Raw genomic sequence first — 21,506 nt, forward strand, 5'->3', positions numbered from 1 at the left:
TATAGAGGTTGCACCGCGCCTGCGTCGGCCCGCCGCGGATTGGACGGCACGCACGCCCAACGTCACAATTGCAGCTTCTTTCAACACTGCTTCACAGGATCTTCATGAAAAGGACCCTTCTGCCCGCCCTGCTGATCACCCTGGCCGCTGCCGGTGCTGCCACCGCCGCGCCCCAGGCCGACAAGTCCGTGGCCCGCCACCTGGACAAGCTGGGTTACACCTACGAGGTCGACGAGGATGGCGACTACCGCATGGTCTTCGACGTCGAGGGTGACCGCACCCAGATGGTCTACGTGCGCTCGGCGGTGGAAGACTTCGGCAGCCACAACATCCGCGAGATCTGGTCGCCGGCCTACAGCGCCAAGACCAAGCAGTTCCCGGTGGCCGTGGCCAACCGCCTGCTGGAAGATTCGCAGGACGCCAAGATGGGCGGCTGGGTAAAGCAGGACACCACCGCCATGTTCGTGGTGAAGATCGACGCCGATGCCACCGCCGACCAGCTCAGCGACGCCATCGATGCGGCCATCCGCACCGCCGACGCGATGGAGCTGGAACTGACCAAGAAGGACGAGTTCTGAGTTGAACGCCACGCCGGACCCGCGCTGGGCACCGCACGCCACCGTTGCCACCGTGGTGATCGACGGCGGCCGCGTGCTGCTGGTCGAGGAGACCATTGACGGCCGCCAGGTGCTGAACCAGCCGGCCGGCCACCTCGAGCCGGGCGAAAGCCTGGCCGAGGCCGCCCTGCGCGAGACCCGCGAGGAAACCGGCTGGACGGTGCAGCTGACCCACTTCATTGGCTGCTACCAGTGGACTGCCGGCGACGGCACGGCCTTCCTGCGCTTCTGCTACGCGGCGCGCCCGGTTTCGCACGATCCGGCGCAGCCGCTGGACACCGGCATCGACCGCGCGCTGTGGCTGACCCCGGCCGAGCTGCAGGCCGCCGGCGAGCGCCAGCGCAGCCCGCTGGTGTGGCAGGTGGTGGCGGATTACCTGGGTGGCCAGCGCCACCCGCTTTCGCTGGTCCGGGAGGTCGCATGAGCACTCCGCGTGTGATGGTGGGCGTCTCCGGCGGCGTCGATTCCTCGGTCGCCGCCTGGCGCCTGGTACAGCAGGGCGAGGCCGTGGCCGGCCTGTTCATGCAGAACTGGGCCGACGATGGCAGCGGTGATTGCCGTGCCGAGGATGACCGTCGCGACGCGGTGGCCGTGTGCGGCCTGCTGGGCATCCCGTTCCACTTCCGGGACTTCTCCAGCGAGTACTGGCAGGGCGTGTTCGAGCACTTCCTGGCCGAGTACGCGGCCGGCCGCACCCCGAACCCGGACGTGCTGTGCAACCGTGAAGTGAAGTTCAAGCATTTCCTGGACGCCGCCCGCGAGCTGGGCGCCGAGCGCATCGCCACCGGCCATTACGCACGGGTGACCCAGCGCGGCCACCAGTGGCTGCTGCTGCGCGGCGCCGATCGATCCAAGGACCAGAGCTACTTCCTGCATCAACTGGGCCAGGAACAGCTGGCGGCCACCCTGTTTCCGATCGGCGACCTGGAAAAGAGCGACCTGCGCCGGATCGCGCGCGACGTCGGCCTGCCGACCCACGCCAAGAAGGACTCCACCGGCATCTGTTTCATCGGCGAGCGCGACTTCCGCGAATTCCTCGGCCGCTACCTGCCGGCCAAGCCCGGCCAGATCCTCGACCCGGCCGACGGCAGCGTGATTGCCGAACACCCGGGCGTGTTTTATTTCACCCTGGGCCAGCGCGAGGGTCTGAACATCGGCGGCGTGCGTGGCCGCCCGGCCGCGCCGTGGTACGTGGTTGGCAAGGATGTGGCCAGCAACGTGCTGTACGTGGACCAAGACCGCGACAGCAAGTGGATGCTGTCCGACCGCCTGCGTTCGGAAACCGCGCACTGGATCGCCGGCTCACCGCCGGCACGGCGCTTCGAATGCACCGCCCAGACCCGCTACCGCCAGCCCGACGAGCCGTGTACGGTCCAGGTGCTGGACGATGGCAGCGTGCTGGTCACCTTTGCGCGCCCGCAGCGTGCCGTTACCCCCGGTCAATCGCTGGTGCTGTATGACGGTGATGTGTGCCTGGGCGGCGCGGTGATCGCCGCCACCGATGCGCCGCTGGAACAACGCCTGCGCACCACCCCCTCCCCTTTTGAGGTAATCGCTGCATGAGTTTCACTGTCGACGACCGCGTCCTGGCCTTGGCCGGCATTGCCCAGGCCCTGCAGCAGGTGCGCCGCATCGCCGATACCGGCCATTCCGACGCCGCCGCCGTGCGCACCGCCGTGGACAGCGTGTTCCGCGTCGATGCGTCCTCGCCGCAGGCGGTGTTCGGTGACCGTCATGCACTGAAGTCCGGCCTGCGCCTGCTGCACAACTACTTCCGCAGCCAGGGCCAGGACCCGATCCTGCCCAAGCTGGCCCTGTCGGTGCTGCAGCTGGAGCGCCGCTTCGTGCAGGATGGGGCGACCGTGAACAAGGTCGCCTCGGGCATCGAGCGCGCCCAGCGCCAGGCCACCGAACTGGGCGACAGTGGCCACCCGGACGTACTGGCCAACCTCGGCGGCCTGTATGCCGACACCATCAGCCACCTGAAACCGCGGGTGATGGTGCAGGGCAACCCGCACTACCTGGGCCAGGCCGGCGTGGTGGCGGAGATCCGTGCCCTGCTGCTGGCCGCGGTGCGTTCGGCGGTGTTGTGGCGCCAGCTGGGCGGCAGCTACTGGGACTTCCTGTTCAGCCGCAAGGCGATGATCGAGGCCGTGGACCGCCTGCTGGCCTGAGGGTGTGGGGTCAGAGCCCTTTTCCATGGAAAAGGGATCCGACCCCGTTGCGCCTGCCCAAGGGGTCGGATCCCTTTCCGGCACGGAAAGGGCTCTGACCCCGAGGCCGCCAAGGCGCCGGAAAACCGGCGCATTCAGAATGCACTTCGAGGCACATCGACGTTAAAGAGAAAGGGGGTACGGCCGATACATCCTCCGTGCACCTCCCGAGAACGTCCATGTACTCACGCATTTTCATCCGTCTGGCCGCCCCCCTGGCTCTGACCCTGCTGCTCCCCTTCGCCATCGGTTTCGAATGGCCGGCCGCCCTGCGCTGGGCGATCCTGACCACGATGACGCTGAGCTGGCTCGGCTTTGCGTGGTGGACCACCCGCGCCCAGGCACATCGTTCCCCCGAGCACGCCCGTGTCCTGCGCGAACAGGACCAGCTGCTGACCGAGCTGCGCAACTTCGTCGGCAACGAGATCGACGGTTCGCGTGGCGAAGTGGAACGCGCCCGTGACCTGATCCGCCAGGCCGTCTCCAGCCTGGGCGGCAGCTTCGATGCCATGAACCGCAAGTCGCGCCAGCAGAGCCAGGCCCTGTCGCGCATCGTCGACCGCGCCGGTGATGAAGGCAATGCCGGCCTCGACGTTGCCCGTTTCGCCCAGCACGCCAGCCACCGCATGGAACAGCTGGTGGAAGCGCTGGAGCAGGTGAGCGGCCAGAGCAGCACCACCGTGCAGCACATCGACCAGATGGCGCAGCACCTGGATGGCATCTTCGCGCTGCTGGAAGACGTCAAGTCGATCGCCGACCAGACCAACCTTCTGGCGCTGAACGCGGCCATCGAAGCGGCGCGCGCCGGTGAAGCCGGTCGTGGCTTCGCCGTGGTCGCCGACGAAGTGCGCAACCTGTCCGAGCGCTCGACCACCTTCAACGAGCAGATCCGCAAGCTGGCGCACAGCTCCAAGGACGCCATTGCCAAGGTGCGCGAGACGGTCTCGCACATGGCCTCGCGCGATATGGACCGCTCCCGCGAAGCCCGCCAGGAAGCGGCAGCGATGCTCGACAACGTCGCGCAGATCAACGCCTCGCTGGGCGACGGCATGCGCGAAGTGTCCGAGTGCGCCCGTGCGATCGATGGCAGCGTGGCCGAAGCCGTGCGTGCCCTGCAGTTCGAAGACATCGCCACCCAGGCGCTGGGCGGCGTGCACACCCACCTGGACCGCCTGACTGCCATCAACCGCGAAGCGGTGGCCCTGCAGGAACTGCTGCACCGCAATGGCGGCGTGTTCGACGAAGAGATTGCCACCGCGCTGCAGCGCACCGGCAACCGCCTGCGCGAGCTGCGCAGCGAATGGGAACGCCCGCCGCACAAGCCCGTCGCCCAGCAGAGCATGGGCGCCGGCACCGTCGAGCTGTTCTGATCCTGATGTCCGCTGCCCTCGCCGGCAGCCCGCAAGGCCCCGGTTCGTCCGGGGCCTTTGCCTGTAACCTGCCATTGGATGCATCCTGTACGCGCACCATGACCCTGATCCGCGCCCTGCCCGCCCTCACCGACACCGAGCGCCCGCGCAACGCGAGCGTGCGTGAGCAGCTGCAGCGGCTGGAAGACGTGGCCCGCGAGGAACTGCTCGAACTGCAGCAGCTGGCCGATGCGCGCCCCACCCCCTCCCGAGCCGACGATGAACTGCTGGGCCTGGCATGGGACCTGGGCCTGGATGGCGAAGCCCTGAAGTAGATCCACGTCCTGCGTGGATGGGCCGTCCCGCATGGCATGATCCACCGGTCCCGTTCATGGAAGACCGATGGCCATCGCCCTGATCGCAGTGCTCCTGTTCGAAGCCGTCCTTCTGATGGCCTGGGTGGCCGGCTATTTCAGCTGGGGCATCACCCTGTTCAACGAACGCATCGCGGCGTCACCGGCCATGCAGGCCCGGCTCTCGCTGGGCAGCCTGGAACGTGACCTGCCGCAGGACAAGTGGCTGCGACTGGCCTTCCATGCGCTGCCCGATGGCAGCATGGCGTTCCGCGAGAGCTTCGCACCGAGCTTCGGCCTGCGCTACTTCCCGGTGATGCGTGGACGCATCGTTCTCAACGCGCGACGGCACGAGGTGCGGGTGATCGGCCTGTGCAGCTGGTTCGTGGCAATCCTGTCACTGCTGCTGTTGCCACTGGTGGCGATGCGCCCGATGGTGGCACCGATGCTGCTGGTGCTGCCGCTGTTCCTGGCCAGCTACCTGGTCCAGAAGCGGCGCTATGCGGCCATCGTCGAGGCCCTGCGCATGCAGTTGAAGGCGGAGTTTCCCAGGTAGTTCCACGCCATGCGTGGATGATCGCGAGCGCCAGGGCATCCGTGCCGGCCAACGGTCGGCACCCACCAGGGCTGGGCGCACCAGAGTCAGGCCACACCGCGCCGGCATCCGCCAGCGCAGACCCTCAGCGCACCAGCACCGCTTCGCCGCTGGCGTCGGTGCGCATTGGCGCCGGGCGCTGCTGGCGCAGCCACTGCGCCAGATCACGCGGGCTGAGCGGGCGCGAGTACAGGTAGCCCTGGATCTCGTCGCAGCCCTGGCGGCGCAGCATGTCTTCTTCCTGGTGGGTTTCCACGCCTTCGGCCACCACCTTCATGCCCAGCGCGTGGCCCAGGTGGACGATGGCCTGGGTGACTTCGGCCGTGCCCGAATCATGCAGCATGCCCTGCACGAAACTGCGGTCGATCTTCAGGCGCCCCACCGGGAAGCGATTGAGGTAATTGAGGTTGGAGAAGCCGGTGCCGAAGTCATCCACCGCCAGCGGCACGCCATGCCGTTCCAGCACGTCGAAGCAATGGCGCAGGATGTCGGTATCACGGATCAGCGCCGACTCGGTCAGCTCCAGTTCCAGCCGTTGCGGCGGCCAGCCATGGGCATGGCAGATCTCGATCACGCGCTCGGCGAAGCCGCGATCACGCAGCTGCACCGCCGACACGTTGACCGCGATGCGATCAAAGTGCAGTCCGGCACGGTCCCAGGCGGTCGCCTGGCGGCAGGCCTCGTTCAGCACCCAGTCGCCGATGCGCACGATCTCGCCGCACTTTTCGGCAATGGGAATGAACTCGGCCGGGCTGCAGTAGCCGATGCCGGGGCGGTGCCAGCGCAACAGTGCCTCGATCGCCGGTGGCTCGCCGTGGTGGGCGTGCAGCAGCGGCTGGTAGGCCAGGCTGAACTCGTCGCGCTCGATCGCCCCATGCAGGGCATGCTCGACGTCCAGCCGGCGCTGGATGCGGGCCAGGGCGTCCTGGCTGTAGTACTGGTAGGTGTTGCGCCCGGCTTCCTTGGCCGCATACATCGCGGCGTCGGCCGCGCGCAGCAGTGAGTCGAAATCGGTCTGCGCATCGCCCAGCATCGCGATGCCGACGCTGGCGCCGACTTTCAACGTGGTCTCGCCACGGCGCAGCGGCTCAGCCAGCGAGGCAATCAGCTTGCGGGCGACATGACCGGCATCTTCCGGCTCGGCCAGGTCGCGCAGCACCACGATGAACTCATCGCCACTGAAGCGGCCGAACAGGTCGTTGTTGCGCAGGTTCTGGTGCAGGCGGGTGGCTGCGGCCTTCAGCAGCGCATCGCCGGTGGCGTGGCCGAAGCTGTCGTTGATGGTCTTGAAGCCGTCCAGGTCGATGAACAGCATGGCCAGCGAGGTTCCGCGGTCGCGTGCTTCCTCGATGGCTTCGGCGGTCTGTTCGCCGAGCAGTACGCGATTGGGCAGGCCGGTCAGCAGGTCGTAGTGGGCCAGCAGTTCGATGCGTTCGTTGGCTTCGCGCTCGCGGGTGATGTCACGGAACAGGACAACGAACCGCGGCGGCAGGCCGTCCCGGCGGTCCAGTTCGATCAGCACCTGCACCCAGACGCGCAGGCCGGACTGGCGGTAGAAGCACAGGTCCAGCTGCTCGGGCAGGCCGCCGTTGGCGATACGGGCGAGCGCCGCCTCGAACGCGTTGCGCGAGTCCTCCGTGTACAGCGCCAGCGCCTGGTCGAGGGTGATCGGTTCCTTGCGCAGGCCATGGATGCGGTAGCACTCCTCGGTCCATTGCATGCTGCGGGTCTGCACTTCGATCTCGCAGCCGCCGATGCGGCCCAGCGCGGAGACCCGGTTCAGCAGTTCGGTGCGCCAGCGGATCAACGCATCGGTCTGGTGCTGTTCGGTGATGTTCTGTACCTGGCCGAGCAGGCGCTTGGGTTGCCCGTCCATGTCCAGCAGCGGCTGCATCCATAGCCGCAGGTGCTGCGAAGGCTCATGGCCGCGGGTCAGCTCCAGCTCGAGGTTGGCAGCGCGGCCATCGCGCCACAACCGCCGCCATGCCGCGCGCAGCGCGCCGCGGGAGCGTGGATGCAGCTGCTTCAGCCACCGCCGCTGGCCCGGAACGGCGCCCTGCTCCAGTACCAGAAGCGAACGCAGTTCCGGCGACCACCAGAAATGCCCGCTGTTGGGATCAAACGACCAGCTGCCCATGCTGGCGATGCGCTGGGCCTCGCTCAGGTGCAGCTGCTGTTCCTGCAGCAGCGATTCGAGCTGCTTCTGCTGCTCGATATCGGTATGCGTGCCGACCATGCGCAGGGGCTGGCCATCGGCGGTGCGAGCGACCACGCGGCCGCGATCGAGCACCCAACGCCACTGGCCATCGGCCTGGCGGAAACGGAACTGTGCGCTGTACTGCTCGCTGTGCCCGCGCAGGTGCTCGTCGAGCGCGGCGCGCACCTGGGCGATGTCCTCGCCGTGCACGCGAGACAGCAATTCAGTGGCGGTCTCGTCGCCCAGCGCCGGCGTGCGCGCCACCCGGTCACTGGGGATGTCCCAGTCCCACAGGCTGTGGCCGGCGCTGTCCAGTGCCAGCTCCCAGCGCCCGCCCGCATCGACCGGCACCGGCTCGGGAATGCTCAGGGTGAACGCCAGCAGGTTGCCGGCACCGTCGTGCACCGCACGCAGGTGACCGTCGTAGTGCCCCCGCGGGCCGCCCGGCAGCGTGCAGGCAACGATGCCACCATCGGCGGCCATCAGGCGCAGATCTTCCAGCATCGGCGCATAGGCCGCCACGGTGGCCGGCAGGCCATGCTCGCGCGCGGCCGGATTGGCCGCCAGCGGGCGCCCGGCACGGTCGACGATGACCAGCGCCGACGCAAGCGGGTGCTGCAGCAGGCTGGCGATGATCCCTTGGTCCACGCGATCTTGCTCCGGATGACACGCCCGTCAGCGGGGCACGCAGTGGTTAACGGCGCCTGCGGCGGATAATTGAGTGGTCACGGCACGCTGCGGGGTAAGATGACCGGCGCCCCTGTCACCCGCCCCGTCCATGCCCGCAGAACCGACCGGCAACGCCCCAGTTCCCGACCCGCGGATGGCGCAGGCGCTGAGCCGTGACCGGCGCCGGGTGGTGCTGAGCTACCTGGTGATGGCGCTGGCCTGGATGATCTCCACCGACAGCGTGGTGCAGGCGCTGGTGCCCGATCCGCAGCAGGCGGCCCTGTGGCAGGGCCTGAAGGGCTCGTTCTTCGCGCTGGCCAGCGCGGGCCTGCTCTATCTGCTGCTGCGCCCGCTGGCCGAACACGTGCTGCATACCCATGCGCGCCAGCAGGCCTCCGAGCTGCGCCTGCGGCAGATGTTCGAGGGCAACCCCGGGCCGATCCTCGTCTACGACCTGGACACGCTGGCGATCCTCGATGCCAACCCCGCCGCCTGCAGCGCCTTCGGCTGGGACCGCGACGAGCTGCTGGAACAGACCATCGACGCCTTGTGGCCGCCGGGCCAGGACCAGGCCCTGCAGACCAAGCTGGAGGCGATCCGCGAGGCGCCCGAGGAGCTGTGCATCCTGCGCGCTCAGCTGCAGCTGCGCGATGGCGCGCTGCGGCAGATGGAGCTGCGCTCCAACGCCATCAGCTACGACGGCCACAACGCCCGCCTGCTGATCGCCATCGACCGCACCGCCGAGGATCTGGCCCAGCTGCGCCGCGACCAGGCATTGGCCCGGGTGGAGGAAGCCCATGAGCTGGCCCGCATCGGCGCCTGGGAACTGGACCCGTCCACCGGGCTGGGCCGCTATTCCAACCAGGTCTATCGCCTGCTCGGCCGCCGCCCGCCCGAGGCCCGGCGCTGGCACCGCTTCGATGAGCTGCTGGTGCCGGCCGACCCGGCCACCGCCACCCAGACCGAACAGCTGCTGGCCGAACTGTGCTCCGGCGAGCCGGTACAGGTGGACGTGCTGCTGCCGCTGCTGTCGATGGACGGCCGTGCATTGATGGTGCACCTGCGGGCGGCCAGCGGTATCGACGAAGCCGGCCGCAGCCGCGTGCTGGGGACGCTGCAGGACGTGACCGAGCGCGAGCAGTCGCGGCGCCTGCTGCGCGAGCGCGAGGAACAGTTCCGCGAGCTGGTGCGGGTACTGCCCGACGGCGTGGTGATCCTCTCCGACGAGCACGTGCTGTACGCCAACGCCTGGGCCGCCGGCCTGTTCGGCTACGGCAGCCACACCCTGCTGGGCGAGCCGCTGTCGGCACTGGTCGCTGCCGCCGACCTGCCACGGGTGCGCAGCCAGCTGCGCGCCGGCCAGCCCCACCTGGGGCCGGGCCACAGCAGCGTGGTGGCCATGCAGCGTGCGGACGGCCGCAGCTTCCATGCCGGCCTGGCGGTGGGCGAAGTGCGCTACGGCGGTCGTGACTGCAAGCTGCTGATCGTACGCGACCTGAGCGATTCCGAACGCACCCGCAGGGCGCTGGAAACCAGCAATCGCGAGCTGCAGGCGATGGCCGGGCGGCTGTTCTCGCTGCAGGAGGACGAGCGTCGCGCGATCTCGCGCGACCTGCACGATGACATCGGCCAGGCCATTACCGCGATCAAGCTGTCGGCGCATGCGGCGCAGGATGAGGACGATCCGAAGCGTCGTGGCGAGGACCTGGCGCAGATCGTCAGCCTGGCCGACACCACCGTGGCCAAGCTGCGCGACATCTCCACCCTGCTGCGCCCGCCGCAGCTGGATGCACTGGGCCTGGAGGCGGCGCTGAGCTGGCAGGCGCGGGTGCTGTTCCGCTCTTCGCCGGTGGAGCTGCTGGCCGAGATCGAGCCGCTGCCGCACCGCCCCGACAACAGCATCGAACAAGCCTGCTTCCGCATCGCACAGGAAAGCCTGACCAATGCGCTGCGCCATGCGCGCGCCAGCCAGGTCCTGCTGCAGCTGCGCGACGTCAGCCAGCGTGGCCTGCACCTGCAGATCCGCGATGATGGTGAAGGCTTCGATCCGGACGGCCCGCGCGGCCTCGGCCTGATCGTGATGCGCGAGCGCGCGCAGAGCGTCGGTGGCCACGTGCGGATCGAATCCGCGCATGGCGAGGGCACCCTGATCGACGTCCACCTCCCCTACCAGGCGACCAGCATGGCCGCCGTCGATTCACCGGAATACTGAGCCTATGTGGAATCCCAACCTGCCCCCGGTCAGCATCGATGATGCCCCCGACCGCCTTGGCGCCGGCAACCCCGAGCTGCAGGCGATGGTTGCCGAGGCGGCCTCCGGCGGCATTGCGCTGATGCTGATGCACGTGGACATCGACCACTTCGCATCGGTCAACGAGAACATGAGTGCCGAAGTGGGCGATCAGGCGCTGGTACTGGTGGCGCAGCGCCTGCAGTCCTACCTGCGCGGGCGTGGCAAGCTGTGGCGGCATGGCAGCGACGAGTTCCTGATCGCGGTGCCCCGCACCGCGGACCTGCCGCTGCCGGAGGACTTCGCTGAAGAGATCCGCCAGCAGATGGAACTGCCGCTGTCGGTGCTTCCATACACGCTGTTCATGACCGGCAAGCTGGGCGTGAGCCTGTGCCCGGAACATGCCAGCAGCGCCTCGCGCCTGCTCGACCATGCCGAAGATGCGCTGTACCAGGCCGCCCGCGAAGGCGGCAATGCCGTGCGCATCCATGCCGTGGATACCCCGCCGAGCGCGCACAGCGAGAGCATCATCGCGCGCCAGATCGTCGATGCCATTCCCAATGGCGAGCTGAAGCTGCGTTACCAGCCGCTGGTGAGCGCCCGCGACGGCCACGTGGTCGGCATGGAAGCGCTGCTGCGCTGGCAGTCGCCGACCCTGGGCATGCTGGTGCCGGAGCGCTTCATGCGCACCGCCGAGCGCCTGGGCATCATCGTGCAGATCGGCACCTGGGTGCTGGAAGGCGCATTGAAGCAGGCGCGGTTGTGGCGCGACCAGGGCTTTGATGACTTCACCATCGCGGTGAACGTGTCCACCCTGCAGCTGCTGCGGCCGAACTTCTTCGCCGAGGTGATGTCCCTGCTGCAGGCCGCGGGCGTGCCGGCGCACATGCTGACGCTGGAGATCAACGAGAGCGCGCTGACCAACAACGTCAATTTCGTCCATGAAACGCTGGCCAACCTGCGCAACGAAGGCATCAGCCTGAGCCTGGACAACTTCGGCACCGGCGATTCCAGCCTCAGCGCGCTGGTGCGCTACCCGGTGGACAAGCTGAAGATCGACCGCAGCTTCATCAAGAGCGCACCGGCTGGAAATCGCGAAGCAGCCATTGCCCGCGCGATCATTGCCATGGGCCACCAGCTGGGCATGACCGTGATTGCCAACGGCGTGGAATCGCAGGCCCAACTGGGGTTCCTGCGCCGCAACGACTGCGATGTGTTCCAGGGCTACCTGTTCGGCGAGCCGATGTCGGCCGATGCCGCCGGCATGACCCTGCGCCGCCGCTACCTGCGCCCGGAAGCCTTCGCCGAAACGCGCCCGGACCGGACGCTGCTGCTGCTGGATGACGAGGAGAACGTGCTGCGCTCGCTGGTGCGCCTGTTCCGCCGCGACGGCTACCGCATCCTGGCCGCTGGCAACGTGCGTGACGCCTTTGATCTGCTGGCGATCAACGACGTGCAGGTGATCCTGTCCGACCAGCGCATGAGCGACATGAGCGGCACCGAGTTCCTGGGCCGGGTGAAGATGCTGTATCCGGATACGATCCGCCTGGTGCTGTCGGGCTACACCGATCTGAACACGGTGACCGATGCGATCAACCGCGGCGCGATCTATCGCTTCCTGACCAAGCCGTGGAACGACGACGAGCTGCGCAAGCACATCCACCAGGCATTCCGCACGTACGAAGAACAGCGCCGTAGCAATGCCGGCCCGGCACCGGTGGAAACCGGGGATGGTGGCGAGGATCGGCCGCTGCGGTGATGATCGGGTAGAGCCGGCCGCTGGCCGGCTGCCTTGGGTGCCCGGCTTCAATGAGGTTGCCGGCCAGCGGCCGGCACTACCATCGATAGGCCCCGGTAGAGCCGGCCGCTGGCTGGCTGCCCTGGGTGTCCGGTTTCAATGAGGTTGCCGGCCAGCGGCCGGCACTACCATCGATAGGCCCCGGTAGAGCCGGCCGCTGGCCGGCTGCTCTGGGTGGCCGGGTTCAATGAAGCTGCCGGCCAGCGGCCGGCACTACCATCGATAGGCCCCGGTAGAGCCGGCCGCTGGCCGGCTGCTCTGGGTGTCCGGTTCCACTTCGGAAGCGGTCAGCGCGGCTGCTTCACCGGCAGCACCACGCGGAAGCGCGAGCCCACGCCCGGGGTGCTGTCCAGGTCGATGCGGCCGTGATGCTTGTTGATGATGCTGTAGGAGATCGACAGGCCCAGACCGGTGCCACTGCCGACCGGCTTGGTGGTGAAGAACGGATCGAAAATGCGCTGGCGCAGTTCCGGCGAGATGCCGCCGCCGGTGTCTTCGAATTCAACCCACACGTGATCGCCATCAACGCCGGTGCGCACGGTGATCGTGCCGCGCTCGGCGATGGCATGGCCAGCGTTGAGCAACAGGTTCATGTAGACCTGGTTCAACTCCGACGGCAGGCACTCCACCAGCGGCAACTGGCCGAATTCGCGTACCAGGGTGACCTTGTACTTGAGTTCGTTCCAGATGATGTTGATGGTCGATTCCAGGCCCGCGTGCAGGTCGACCAGCTTCCACGATTCGTCGCGACCGGAATACGAGAAGTCCTTCAGGTCGCGCACGATGCGGGTAACGCGCTCGATGCCTTCGCGCGATTCCGCCATCAGCTGCGGCAGGTCGCGGCTGATGAAGTCGATGTCCAGGCGGTCACGGATGTCATCGATTTCCGGAATCAGTGCCTTCGGGTCCGGCGCGCGCAGGGCGCGCTCGTAGGCTTCGATCACGGTGAACAGGCTGCGCAGGTACTCCTGCAGGCTGCCCAGGTTGGAGTGCACGTAACCGATCGGGTTGTTGATCTCGTGCGCGACGCCGGCGGCGAGCTGGCCGATCGAGGCCATCTTCTCCGACTGCAGCAGCTTTTCCTGGGTGCCATTGAGGCGCAGGTAGGCCTGGCGCAGCTCGGCGTGGCGCTGCTGCAGTTCGCGCTCGTAGTCTTCCTGCCCTTCGATGTGGCGGAACAATGCAAGGAAATGCCCTTCGCCGACCGGACCATGGTGGTACAGGTGGGCGATGACCACGCCCTCGCCCAGCGGCAGGCTGCCATTCCAGTGGCCATGCTGGCGGGCCTGCTCCAGTGCATCAGGGGGGAGCAGCTCGCGCAGCCGCTGCGGCGGCGGCAATCCGCCGTCCGAGCCACTGGCCAGCAGGTTCTGCGCGGCCGGGTTGGCCAGGGCCACCTGCCCGTCTTCAGTGAACAGCAGCAGGCCTTCGCGCAGGCGCTCAAGCAGGGCCTGCAGCACCGGCTGCGGCGGAAGGGGGGCGGTAACCAGGGCGTTGGCAGCGGACACGGCGACTCGGGGCGTTCGAACAGGCGCCCAATATACGCGGTCATGCAGCGGGCTTCAGCCCACCGGGAGGGGGTGTGCGACCGCCGTCGCGTCAGGCGACGGCGAGTGGCCGGCCGATGCTGACCGTGTGCGACTGGCCCTTGGCATCGTAGGCCGAGGCATCTTCGGTACGGCCGAGCTGGCGCAGCGCCCAGTTCACCTCGCGGCGACGGCGCGACAGCAGCACGCCGTTGGCGCGGTTGCGCTCGGCCAGTTCCTGCAGCTGTTCGCCCTCGCCCACCGGCGGCGCGCCTTCCAGCGCACGCAGCGCTTCCAGCTTGGCGCCGGTGGCCCGGATCAGGGCGTGCACGTCGTGCTCGACCAGGGCCTGGCGCTCAACGTCCAGGGCCTGGGCGAGGCGCTGCAGCGGCTCGCTCATCGCCGCAGTCATCCGTGCAGCTGCTGGTCCAGATCGAGCATGCGCGATGCGATCGCGTCCGGATTGATCTTGTAGGTGCCGTTCTGCAGTGACTCGCGCACGGCCGCCACGCGCTGGGCGTCGATCGCCGGGGCGGTGGTCAGCTCACGCTCGATGGCCTGCAGATTGGTGGCCTCGCCGGTCAGGCGCAGGCTGTCGGCCGCCTCGACCGGGCGCGCCGCCGCATCGGTGCTGACGCCGGGCTTGCTGGCCGGGGTCGTCACGCTGCGCAGTGCCTGGGGGACCTGCAGGTTGCCGTCGATTTTCTGGCTCATGGGGTGTCCTGGAGTTGCCGTTCACAAGGGATAACGGCCGCAGGGCCGTGATCTTTAGGGATATTTTGCGGTAAATCAACGCGCCACGATTACGTCACCTGCGGCGTCGACCGTGCCCTGCACGATCCGCCGCGAGGACAGGTTCTCGACCGAGACCCGCTCGTTCTCACCGGCATCACCCATCGCACGGCCGGCAATGCGCACCTCGACCGAGCCGCGACGCGACACCAGGGCTACATTGTCTCCTCGCTTGATGAGACGCTGGACCACCAGATCGTTGTTCGACAGCAGGGCTCCGGCCTGCAACGGACGGCGGGCGATGCGGCCGATCGCTGCATTGGGATCGGACAGCACCGCGCCGGCAATCCGGGCAGCGTCACGCTGGGCAGTGGTGATATCGGCGGCCGTGAGGGTTTCTCCAGTGCCGATTCCGCGGTTGAGCACCAGCACGGTCTGGTTGCGCCGCACCTTCACCGGCACGAACAGGCGCCAGCCGCCCGCATCGGGACAGCTCACCTCCACCGTGGTGTTGGCGGTGGGCTGCACCTGCAACGCGCTGCCGCATTTCGGCAGGCGCAGCGCATCGGCCACCTGCGCCTCGCCTTCACTGCCGGCAGGCAGCGTCGACAGCGCCGCAGTGCGGATGCTGGCCACCGGCTGCCAGTCCGTGGCGCCCGCCCACGGCGCGGCCAGGGCGAGCGCGATGGCGAACAGCGATGTGACCCGGCGCATGGCGCCTCCTGTCGATGGGATCTGGCCCAGCAGCGTGCAAGGGGTGTGCCAGAGACCGGGTCCCGTTGATCGGATCCGGGATGGGGATTCGACCGGATGGGTAGAGTCGACTGCCAGTCGACTTTCGCGCGAAGCGCGGGGTTTCCCGTGATCGGATCGAAGAGCAGTCGACTGACAGTCGACTCTACAAACGCGATGTGGAGCGCGCGGACGACAGAGCGCCCTCAAGTTCCGCCCCCACCACGCCGATACAGCAGCCATGTCCCATGACCTGCTCAACCGGATCGACCAGCGGACCCGACTGGCCGGCCACAACCGCCTGGCGCTGCTGCTGTTCCGCCTCGGCGGACGTCAGCTTTTTGGCGTCAATGTCTTCAAGGTGCAGGAAGTCCTGCGCCGCCCGGAGCTGTTCCAGGTGCCCGGCCTGCCCAGCCAGTTCTCCGGCGTGGCCGACGTGCGCGGCCGCTCGGTGCCGGTACTGGACCTGGGCCTGGCGATCGGCCACCCCGAGCGCGAACCGGACGCGGACACCTCGCCCGGCTACCTGGTCGTCACCGAATTCAACCGCTCGATCCAGGGCTTCCTGGTCAGTGGCGTCGAACGCATCGTCAACATCGCGGTGGAAGACATCCACCCGCCACCGGAGCTGGGCGCCGAGTCGAGCTACCTGACCGCGGTGACCCGCTTCCAGGGCGAGCTGATCCAGGTGATCGACGTTGAGAGCGTGCTGGCCGATATCGCCCAGCTGCGCGGAGAAGCGGTACTCGACCCGGCAATGGCCATGCCCGCCGACGGCCCGCAGCTGCAGGTGCTGGTGGTGGACGACTCGCGCGTGGCCCGCCAGCAGATCCGCAGCGTGCTGGACCAGCTGGGCGTGGGTGCCACCCTGCTTTCCGACGGCAAGCAGGCGCTGGACCACCTGCTGCAGGTCCACGCCTCGGGGGAAAACCCGGCCGAGCGCTATGCCATGGTCATCTCGGACATCGAGATGCCGGCCATGGATGGCTACACGCTGACGACGGAAATCCGGCGCCACCCGGGCCTGGCCGGCCTGTACGTGCTGCTGCACACCTCACTGTCGGGCGTCTTCAACAACGCCATGGTCGAGCGCGTCGGCGCCAATGCGTTCGTCGCCAAGTACTCGCCGCACGAGCTGGCCGACTTCGTGCTGGACCGCCTGCGCAAGGTGGCGCTGGCGGCGTAAGGCCCGCCGAGGGGTCGGATCCCGGAACGGGCTCCGACCCCGCATCGCAACGCGTCAACCACGGGGTCAGAGCCCCTGCGGGGATCTGACCCCCTCTCCATTTGGCACACCCCTTGCAGCTTCCCGGGCAACGTTCCCGTGGGAGTGCACCGTGCGCAACCTGATTACCGACTACCTGGGCGTCCACGCCCAGGCCATGCCGTTGCGCGAACAGCGGATGAAGCTGATCGCCAGCAACCTCGGCAATGCCGACACTCCCGGCTACAAGGCCCAGGACCTGGACTTCGATGCCGCCCTGCGCCACGCCCAGGGGCAGGATGCCAATGGCCTGATGGCCACCACCCATGAGCAGCACTACGAGATCAGTAGTGGCCTGAACCCGTTCCAGATCGCGCGCGAAGGCGTGCAGCCCAGCCTGGACGGCAACACCGTCGACCCCGATGCCGAGCGTGCCGCCTATGGCCGCGCCGCACTGGAATACCGCGCCTCGCTCAGCTTCGTCGAGAGCAAGGTGCGTTCCATGCTGACCGCGATCACGGGGCAATAAGCCATGAGCAACCTGCCGATCTTCGACATCGCCGGCTCCGCGCTGCAGGCGCAGTCGGTGCGCATGAGCACCATCGCCTCCAACCTCTCCAATGCCGACACCGTCGCCGGTTCCGCCGACGCCGTGTACAAGCCGCTGGAACCGATCTTCCAGGCCGTCACCAGCAAGAACGATCCCAACATCACCTCGGTGAAGGTGAAGGAGATCACCCAGAGCGAGGCCGCGCCGATCAAGCGCTACGAGCCGGGCCACCCGCTGGCCGACGCCGATGGCTACATCTACCAGCCCGATGTCGATCCGGTGGCGCAGATGGTCAACCTGATCTCGACCTCGCGCAATTACCAGGCCGGCGTGGAGATGTTGACCACCGCCAAGGAACTGGCCCTGGCCACCCTGACCATGGGCCGCTGAGGCCCGCAGCACCGGATACCGCCATGACCACCGCCGTCAACAACCAGACCAGCCAGGACGTCTATTCCGCGCTGGGCCTGAACGCCCCCAACAGCAACGCCACGAAAAAGAAGAACACGCTGGACCAGGCCGACTTCCTGCGCCTGATGACCGAGCAGCTGCAGCACCAGGATCCGCTGAAGCCGATGGACAACACGCAGATGGTCGCGCAGATGGCGCAGATGTCCACCGTGCAGGGCATCACCGATCTGAACAAGACGGTGAAGGGCTTCCAGGAGTCGATGGCCAGCGACCAGGTGCTGCGTGGCGCTGCGCTGGTCGGCCACCAGGTGCTGGTGCCGTCGGAAAAGCTGGTGCTGGAGAAGGAAGGCAATGTCGAAGGCACGGTGGCTGCACCGTCGGCCGGCATCATCACCGTGGACATCACCGACGCCAACGGCGCCAAGGTCACCTCGCTGAGCGTGGAAGCCAAGGCTGCCGGCGAAACCGCCTTCCAGTGGGACGGCAAGGATGCCAACGGCAAGCGCATGGAGCCGGGCAAGTACTCCATCGTCGCCAACCATGTCGACACCGCCGGCAAGAGCACCAAGCTGTCCACCTACGTACAGGCGCCGGTGGAGAGCGTGACCGTTGGTTCCGACGGCCTGTACCTGAACCTCAAGGGCCTGGGCACGGCCCCGATCGACTACGTGCTCCGCGTCAGCTGAGCCGCACCTTCCGCATCAACCAGGAGCATCCCATGGGCTTCAATGTCTCGCTGTCCGGCATCAACGCCGCCAACACCGACCTGAGCGTCACCGCCAACAACGTCGCCAACGTCAACACTACCGGCTTCAAGCAGTCACGCGCGGAGTTCGCCGACCTGTTCGCTTCGACCAGCTACGGCCTGTCGAAGAACCAGACCGGCTCGGGCGTGCGCGTTTCCAACGTCGCCCAGCAGTTCATCCAGGGCCACAACGAGCAGACCGGGCGCAGCCTGGACATGGCCATTTCCGGTGAAGGCTTCTTCACCATGAACATGAATGGTTCGCGCGTGTACTCGCGCGCCGGCAACTTCCAGACCGACTCGGCCGGCTACGTGGTCAACCCGCAGGGTGCGCGCCTGCAGGTGTTCGCGCCGAATGCCGATGGCACCAACTTCGATGCAGGCCGCCTGGTCGACCTGCAGCTGCTGACCACCGACAGCCCGCCGAAGCAGACCAGCGAAGTGAAGGTTGGCTTCACCCTGCCGGCCAACGCCAAGCAGCCGACGGTGGCGACCTTCGACCCGGCCGATTCGAACAGCTACAACCACTCCAGCGGTGGCATCACCGTGTACGACTCGCTGGGCGTGAGCCACATCCAGGTCTCGTACTTCGTCAAGGGCGCCAACCCCAACGAATGGACCGTGCGCAATTACGTCGATGGCCAGCCGGCCGGCGCACCGACCCCGGTCACCTTCGACAACAGCGGCAAGCTGGTCGCACCTGCCAACGGCAAGGTCAGCCTCGGCACCTTCACCCCGACCACCGGTGCCGGCCAGTTGAACATGACGCTGGATATCAGCGGCTCCACCCAGTACGGCGAGAAGTTCGCCCTGCGCAACACCCAGCAGGACGGCTATGCCGCCGGCAAGCTCAACGAAGTGACCGTGTCCGAATCCGGCGTGGTCTACGCCCGCTATTCCAACGGCGACGACAAGCCGCTGGGCCAGGTCGCCCTGACCACCTTCAACAACACGCAGGGCCTGGAATCGAAGGGCAACAACCTGTGGGTGGAGACCTTCGAATCGGGCACGCCGCGCACCGGCATGCCGGACACCTCCAACCTCGGCAAGATCCAGGCCGGCTCGCTGGAAGCGTCCACCGTCGATCTCACCGAGCAACTGGTCAACATGATCACCGCGCAGCGCAACTTCCAGGCCAACGCGCAGATGATCACCACGCAGGACCAGATCACCCAGACCGTCATCAACATCCGTTGATGAGCTGCTGACCCTGTCACGGAACTCCCCGCATGGATAAAGCTCTTTACGTGGCGATGACCGGTGCCCGCGCCTCCCTGCAGGCGCAGGGAACGCTCAGCCACAACCTCGCCAACTCGGACACCCCTGGCTTCAAGGAAGCGCTGGCCAACACCGAAGCGTTCCCGATCAAGGGCCCGGGCTTTGCCTCGCGGGTGGATGCGCTGCACGTCGACGCCGGCTTCAACCGTACTCCCGGCTCGCAGCACATCACCGGCAAGCCGCTGGATCTGTCCCTGCAGACCGGCACCTGGCTGGCCGTGCAGTCCAGCGACGGCAGTGAGGCGTACACGCGCGGCGCCGCATTGTCGGTCACCCCGAACGGCCAGCTGGTGACCTCCAGCGGCCGTCCGGTACTGGATGACAACAACAACCCGATCGCCATTCCGCCCTACCAGGCGATGGAAATCGGTGCCGACGGCACGCTCTCGATCATCCCGCAGGGCGAAGGCCCGCAGACCATGGCGCAGATCGGCCGGATCAAGGTGGTACAGGCGCCGGACGAGCGCCTCGAGCGTGGCCTGGATGGCCTGTTCCGCAACACCGACCCACTGCAGCCGTTCGCACCGGCACAGGGCACGGCCGTGCACAGCGGCCAGCTGGAAGGCAGCAACGTCGATGCCGCCGGTGCACTGGTGCAGATGATCCAGCTGCAGCGCCAGTACGAAATGCAGGTGCAGGTGATCAAGCACGGCGACGACAACTCGCGCAGTGCCAACAGCCTGCTGCGCCTGGGCAGCTGACGGAATTCCGGCGCCGCCCGGGCGCGGCGCTGGCACACCCCTTGCACACCCGTTACCAGGGGCCGCATCGCGCGGCCGGCTTTACCCAGACAGGACACCGAAGATGAACCAGGCATTGTGGATCGCGAAAACCGGACTGGATGCGCAGCAGATGCGCATGTCGGTGGTTTCCAACAACCTCGCCAACACCAACACCACCGGCTTCAAGCAGGACCGTGCCAGCTTCGAGGACCTGCTGTACCAGCAGGTGCGCCAGCCCGGCGGCTCTTCGTCGGCGCAGACCCAGCTGCCGACCGGCCTGCAGCTGGGTACCGGTGTACGCGTGGTCGCCACCGCCAAGAATTTCGAGCAGGGTGGCCAGCAGCAGACCGGCCGTGCGCTGGACGTGATGGTCAACGGCCGCGGCTTCTTCGAAGTGCAGATGCCCGACGGCAGCTCGGCCTACACCCGTGATGGCTCGTTCAAGATCAACCAGGACAGCGAGCTGGTCACCAACAGCGGCTACCCGGTGCAGCCGGGCATCCAGATTCCCGAGGGCGCACAGTCGGTGACCATCGGTACCGACGGCACCATCAGCGTGAAGATGGCCGACGGCGCGGCGTCAGTGGAAGTGGGTGCGCTGACCCTGACCGACTTCGTCAATCCGGCCGGCCTGCAGGCGCGCGGCGAGAACCTGTTCCTGGAAACCACCGCTTCCGGTCCGGCACAGAACGGCAATCCCGGGCTCAACGGCCTCGGCACCGTGGTGCAGGGCGCGCTGGAAGGCAGCAACGTCAATGTGGTCGAAGAGCTGGTGTCGATGATCGAAACCCAGCGCGCCTACGAAATGAACGCCAAGGCGATCTCCACCACCGATTCGATGCTCGGCTATCTCAACAACAAGCTCTGACCGGCCCAACCGGGAAACCGCCATGTCGCCCATTTCCAGATTCACCCGCACTGCCCTCGCCTGCGCCGTGGTCGCCCTGCTCGGTGGCTGCGTGATCGCCGGCGACGTGCGCCCCTACGCGGCGATGGCACCGATCCAGCCGATCATGCCGCCGCAGGCCGCGCCGACCGCCGGTGCGATCTACGCTGCCGGCCCGACCCTGCAGCTGTACTCGGACCGCCGCGCACGCGATGTCGGCGACCTGCTGACCATCACCCTGCTGGAAAACACCACCGCGCAGACCAGCGCCAACACGGCCACCAACAAGGAATCCAACCTGAGCCTGGGCACGCCGTCCATCCTCGGTGCGCCGGTCACCCTGGGCGGCAAGGACATCCTCAGTGCGACGGCCAAGGGCGCGCGTGACTTCACCGGCAAGGGCAACAGCGCGCAGAGCAACCGCCTGCAGGGCAGTGTCACCGTCACGGTGATCCAGCGCCTGCCCAATGGCAACCTGGTGGTACAGGGGCAGAAGAACCTGCGACTGAACCAGGGTGATGAACTGGTGCAGGTGCAGGGCATCGTGCGCCCGGGCGACATCAGCCAGGACAACACCATTCCTTCCAGCCGCGTGGCCGAAGCCCGCATCGTCTACGGCGGCCGCGGCCCGGTCGCGCAGTCCAACGCGATGGGCTGGCTGAGCCGCTTCTTCAATTCCGGCCTGACGCCGTTCTGAGT

The 21,506-nt window shown here is 67.5% G+C and carries 22 protein-coding genes; 17 read left to right on the plus strand and 5 right to left on the minus strand.

Annotated elements, in window-relative coordinates:
* Positions 1–104 precede the first annotated feature (104 nt).
* From ACUVWL_RS06985 to ACUVWL_RS07015, 7 genes are all read left to right on the plus strand, one after another.
* The gene (locus ACUVWL_RS06985; RefSeq protein ID WP_014647079.1) at positions 105–578 is read left to right on the plus strand and encodes a hypothetical protein; all 474 of its coding nucleotides are present in this window, start codon (positions 105–107) and stop codon (positions 576–578) included.
* A 1-nt stretch (position 579) separates the two neighbouring features.
* Positions 580–1,041 carry an NUDIX hydrolase gene (locus ACUVWL_RS06990; RefSeq protein WP_014647078.1) on the plus strand — a complete coding sequence of 154 codons (462 nt, stop codon included), beginning with the start codon at positions 580–582 and terminating at the stop codon, positions 1,039–1,041.
* Positions 1,038–2,180, plus strand: a complete 1,143-nt coding sequence (gene mnmA, locus ACUVWL_RS06995) for a tRNA 2-thiouridine(34) synthase MnmA (protein ID WP_049403980.1) — start codon at positions 1,038–1,040, stop codon at positions 2,178–2,180. Before ACUVWL_RS06990 ends, mnmA begins: the two co-directional genes overlap by 4 nt.
* The gene (gene hflD / locus ACUVWL_RS07000; protein WP_032961893.1) at positions 2,177–2,791 is read left to right on the plus strand and encodes a high frequency lysogenization protein HflD; all 615 of its coding nucleotides are present in this window, start codon (positions 2,177–2,179) and stop codon (positions 2,789–2,791) included. The genes mnmA and hflD overlap by 4 nt, the downstream gene beginning before the upstream one ends.
* A gap of 218 nt (positions 2,792–3,009) precedes the next feature.
* Positions 3,010–4,200: a methyl-accepting chemotaxis protein gene (locus ACUVWL_RS07005; protein ID WP_005416472.1), complete on the plus strand. Its 1,191-nt coding sequence runs from the start codon at positions 3,010–3,012 to the stop codon at positions 4,198–4,200.
* Between the two features lie 98 nt (positions 4,201–4,298).
* On the plus strand, positions 4,299–4,514 hold the full coding sequence (locus tag ACUVWL_RS07010) for a hypothetical protein (protein WP_014647074.1): 216 nt from the start codon (positions 4,299–4,301) through the stop codon (positions 4,512–4,514).
* A 67-nt stretch (positions 4,515–4,581) separates the two neighbouring features.
* Positions 4,582–5,088 carry a hypothetical protein gene (locus tag ACUVWL_RS07015; protein ID WP_111206874.1) on the plus strand — a complete coding sequence of 169 codons (507 nt, stop codon included), beginning with the start codon at positions 4,582–4,584 and terminating at the stop codon, positions 5,086–5,088.
* Between the two features lie 124 nt (positions 5,089–5,212).
* Here the strand turns inward: ACUVWL_RS07015 and ACUVWL_RS07020 are convergent, their stop codons facing one another.
* The gene (locus ACUVWL_RS07020; protein WP_346601103.1) at positions 5,213–7,972 is read right to left on the minus strand and encodes a bifunctional diguanylate cyclase/phosphodiesterase; all 2,760 of its coding nucleotides are present in this window, start codon (positions 7,970–7,972) and stop codon (positions 5,213–5,215) included.
* A 130-nt stretch (positions 7,973–8,102) separates the two neighbouring features.
* Between ACUVWL_RS07020 and ACUVWL_RS07025 the strand changes: the two genes are divergently transcribed.
* Positions 8,103–10,205, plus strand: coding sequence for a sensor histidine kinase (locus ACUVWL_RS07025; protein ID WP_032961901.1), 2,103 nt, complete (start codon positions 8,103–8,105; stop codon positions 10,203–10,205).
* A 4-nt stretch (positions 10,206–10,209) separates the two neighbouring features.
* The gene (locus tag ACUVWL_RS07030; protein WP_014647070.1) at positions 10,210–11,982 is read left to right on the plus strand and encodes an EAL domain-containing protein; all 1,773 of its coding nucleotides are present in this window, start codon (positions 10,210–10,212) and stop codon (positions 11,980–11,982) included.
* 326 nt (positions 11,983–12,308) lie between these two features.
* Here the strand turns inward: ACUVWL_RS07030 and ACUVWL_RS07035 are convergent, their stop codons facing one another.
* From ACUVWL_RS07035 to flgA, 4 genes are all read right to left on the minus strand, one after another.
* Positions 12,309–13,529: an ATP-binding protein gene (locus ACUVWL_RS07035; RefSeq protein ID WP_014647069.1), complete on the minus strand. Its 1,221-nt coding sequence runs from the start codon at positions 13,527–13,529 to the stop codon at positions 12,309–12,311.
* Positions 13,530–13,620: 91 nt separating this feature from the next.
* Positions 13,621–13,959, minus strand: a complete 339-nt coding sequence (locus ACUVWL_RS07040) for a FlgN family protein (protein ID WP_014037132.1) — start codon at positions 13,957–13,959, stop codon at positions 13,621–13,623.
* Positions 13,956–14,261 (minus strand): flagellar biosynthesis anti-sigma factor FlgM, encoded by a 306-nt coding sequence (gene flgM, locus ACUVWL_RS07045; protein WP_014647067.1) that lies wholly within the window; start codon positions 14,259–14,261, stop codon positions 13,956–13,958. Before flgM ends, ACUVWL_RS07040 begins: the two co-directional genes overlap by 4 nt.
* A gap of 75 nt (positions 14,262–14,336) precedes the next feature.
* On the minus strand, positions 14,337–14,993 hold the full coding sequence (gene flgA, locus ACUVWL_RS07050; protein WP_032961903.1) for a flagellar basal body P-ring formation chaperone FlgA: 657 nt from the start codon (positions 14,991–14,993) through the stop codon (positions 14,337–14,339).
* A gap of 259 nt (positions 14,994–15,252) precedes the next feature.
* Here flgA and ACUVWL_RS07055 point away from each other — a divergent pair, with 259 nt between their 5' ends.
* The 8 genes from ACUVWL_RS07055 to flgH all read left to right on the plus strand — a co-directional run bounded on the left by ACUVWL_RS07055 (position 15,253) and on the right by flgH (position 21,504).
* Positions 15,253–16,197, plus strand: coding sequence for a chemotaxis protein (locus tag ACUVWL_RS07055; protein WP_445978976.1), 945 nt, complete (start codon positions 15,253–15,255; stop codon positions 16,195–16,197).
* 151 nt (positions 16,198–16,348) lie between these two features.
* Positions 16,349–16,744, plus strand: a complete 396-nt coding sequence (gene flgB, locus ACUVWL_RS07060) for a flagellar basal body rod protein FlgB (protein WP_005409576.1) — start codon at positions 16,349–16,351, stop codon at positions 16,742–16,744.
* A 3-nt stretch (positions 16,745–16,747) separates the two neighbouring features.
* Entirely contained in the window at positions 16,748–17,155 is a 408-nt protein-coding gene (gene flgC / locus ACUVWL_RS07065) for a flagellar basal body rod protein FlgC (protein ID WP_005416461.1), read from the plus strand.
* A 23-nt stretch (positions 17,156–17,178) separates the two neighbouring features.
* Positions 17,179–17,862 carry a flagellar hook assembly protein FlgD gene (locus ACUVWL_RS07070; protein WP_014647064.1) on the plus strand — a complete coding sequence of 228 codons (684 nt, stop codon included), beginning with the start codon at positions 17,179–17,181 and terminating at the stop codon, positions 17,860–17,862.
* A gap of 32 nt (positions 17,863–17,894) precedes the next feature.
* Complete coding sequence (gene flgE / locus ACUVWL_RS07075; protein ID WP_014647063.1) at positions 17,895–19,118, plus strand: flagellar hook protein FlgE; 1,224 nt, start codon at positions 17,895–17,897, stop codon at positions 19,116–19,118.
* A 32-nt stretch (positions 19,119–19,150) separates the two neighbouring features.
* Complete coding sequence (locus tag ACUVWL_RS07080; protein WP_445978977.1) at positions 19,151–19,900, plus strand: flagellar basal body rod protein FlgF; 750 nt, start codon at positions 19,151–19,153, stop codon at positions 19,898–19,900.
* 103 nt (positions 19,901–20,003) lie between these two features.
* Positions 20,004–20,789: a flagellar basal-body rod protein FlgG gene (flgG, locus tag ACUVWL_RS07085; RefSeq protein ID WP_005409571.1), complete on the plus strand. Its 786-nt coding sequence runs from the start codon at positions 20,004–20,006 to the stop codon at positions 20,787–20,789.
* A gap of 22 nt (positions 20,790–20,811) precedes the next feature.
* A complete protein-coding gene (gene flgH, locus ACUVWL_RS07090) occupies positions 20,812–21,504 on the plus strand; it encodes a flagellar basal body L-ring protein FlgH (protein ID WP_014647061.1) in 693 nt (230 codons plus the stop codon).
* Positions 21,505–21,506 lie beyond the last annotated feature (2 nt).

The sequence above is a fragment of the Stenotrophomonas muris genome (genome assembly GCF_052751275.1).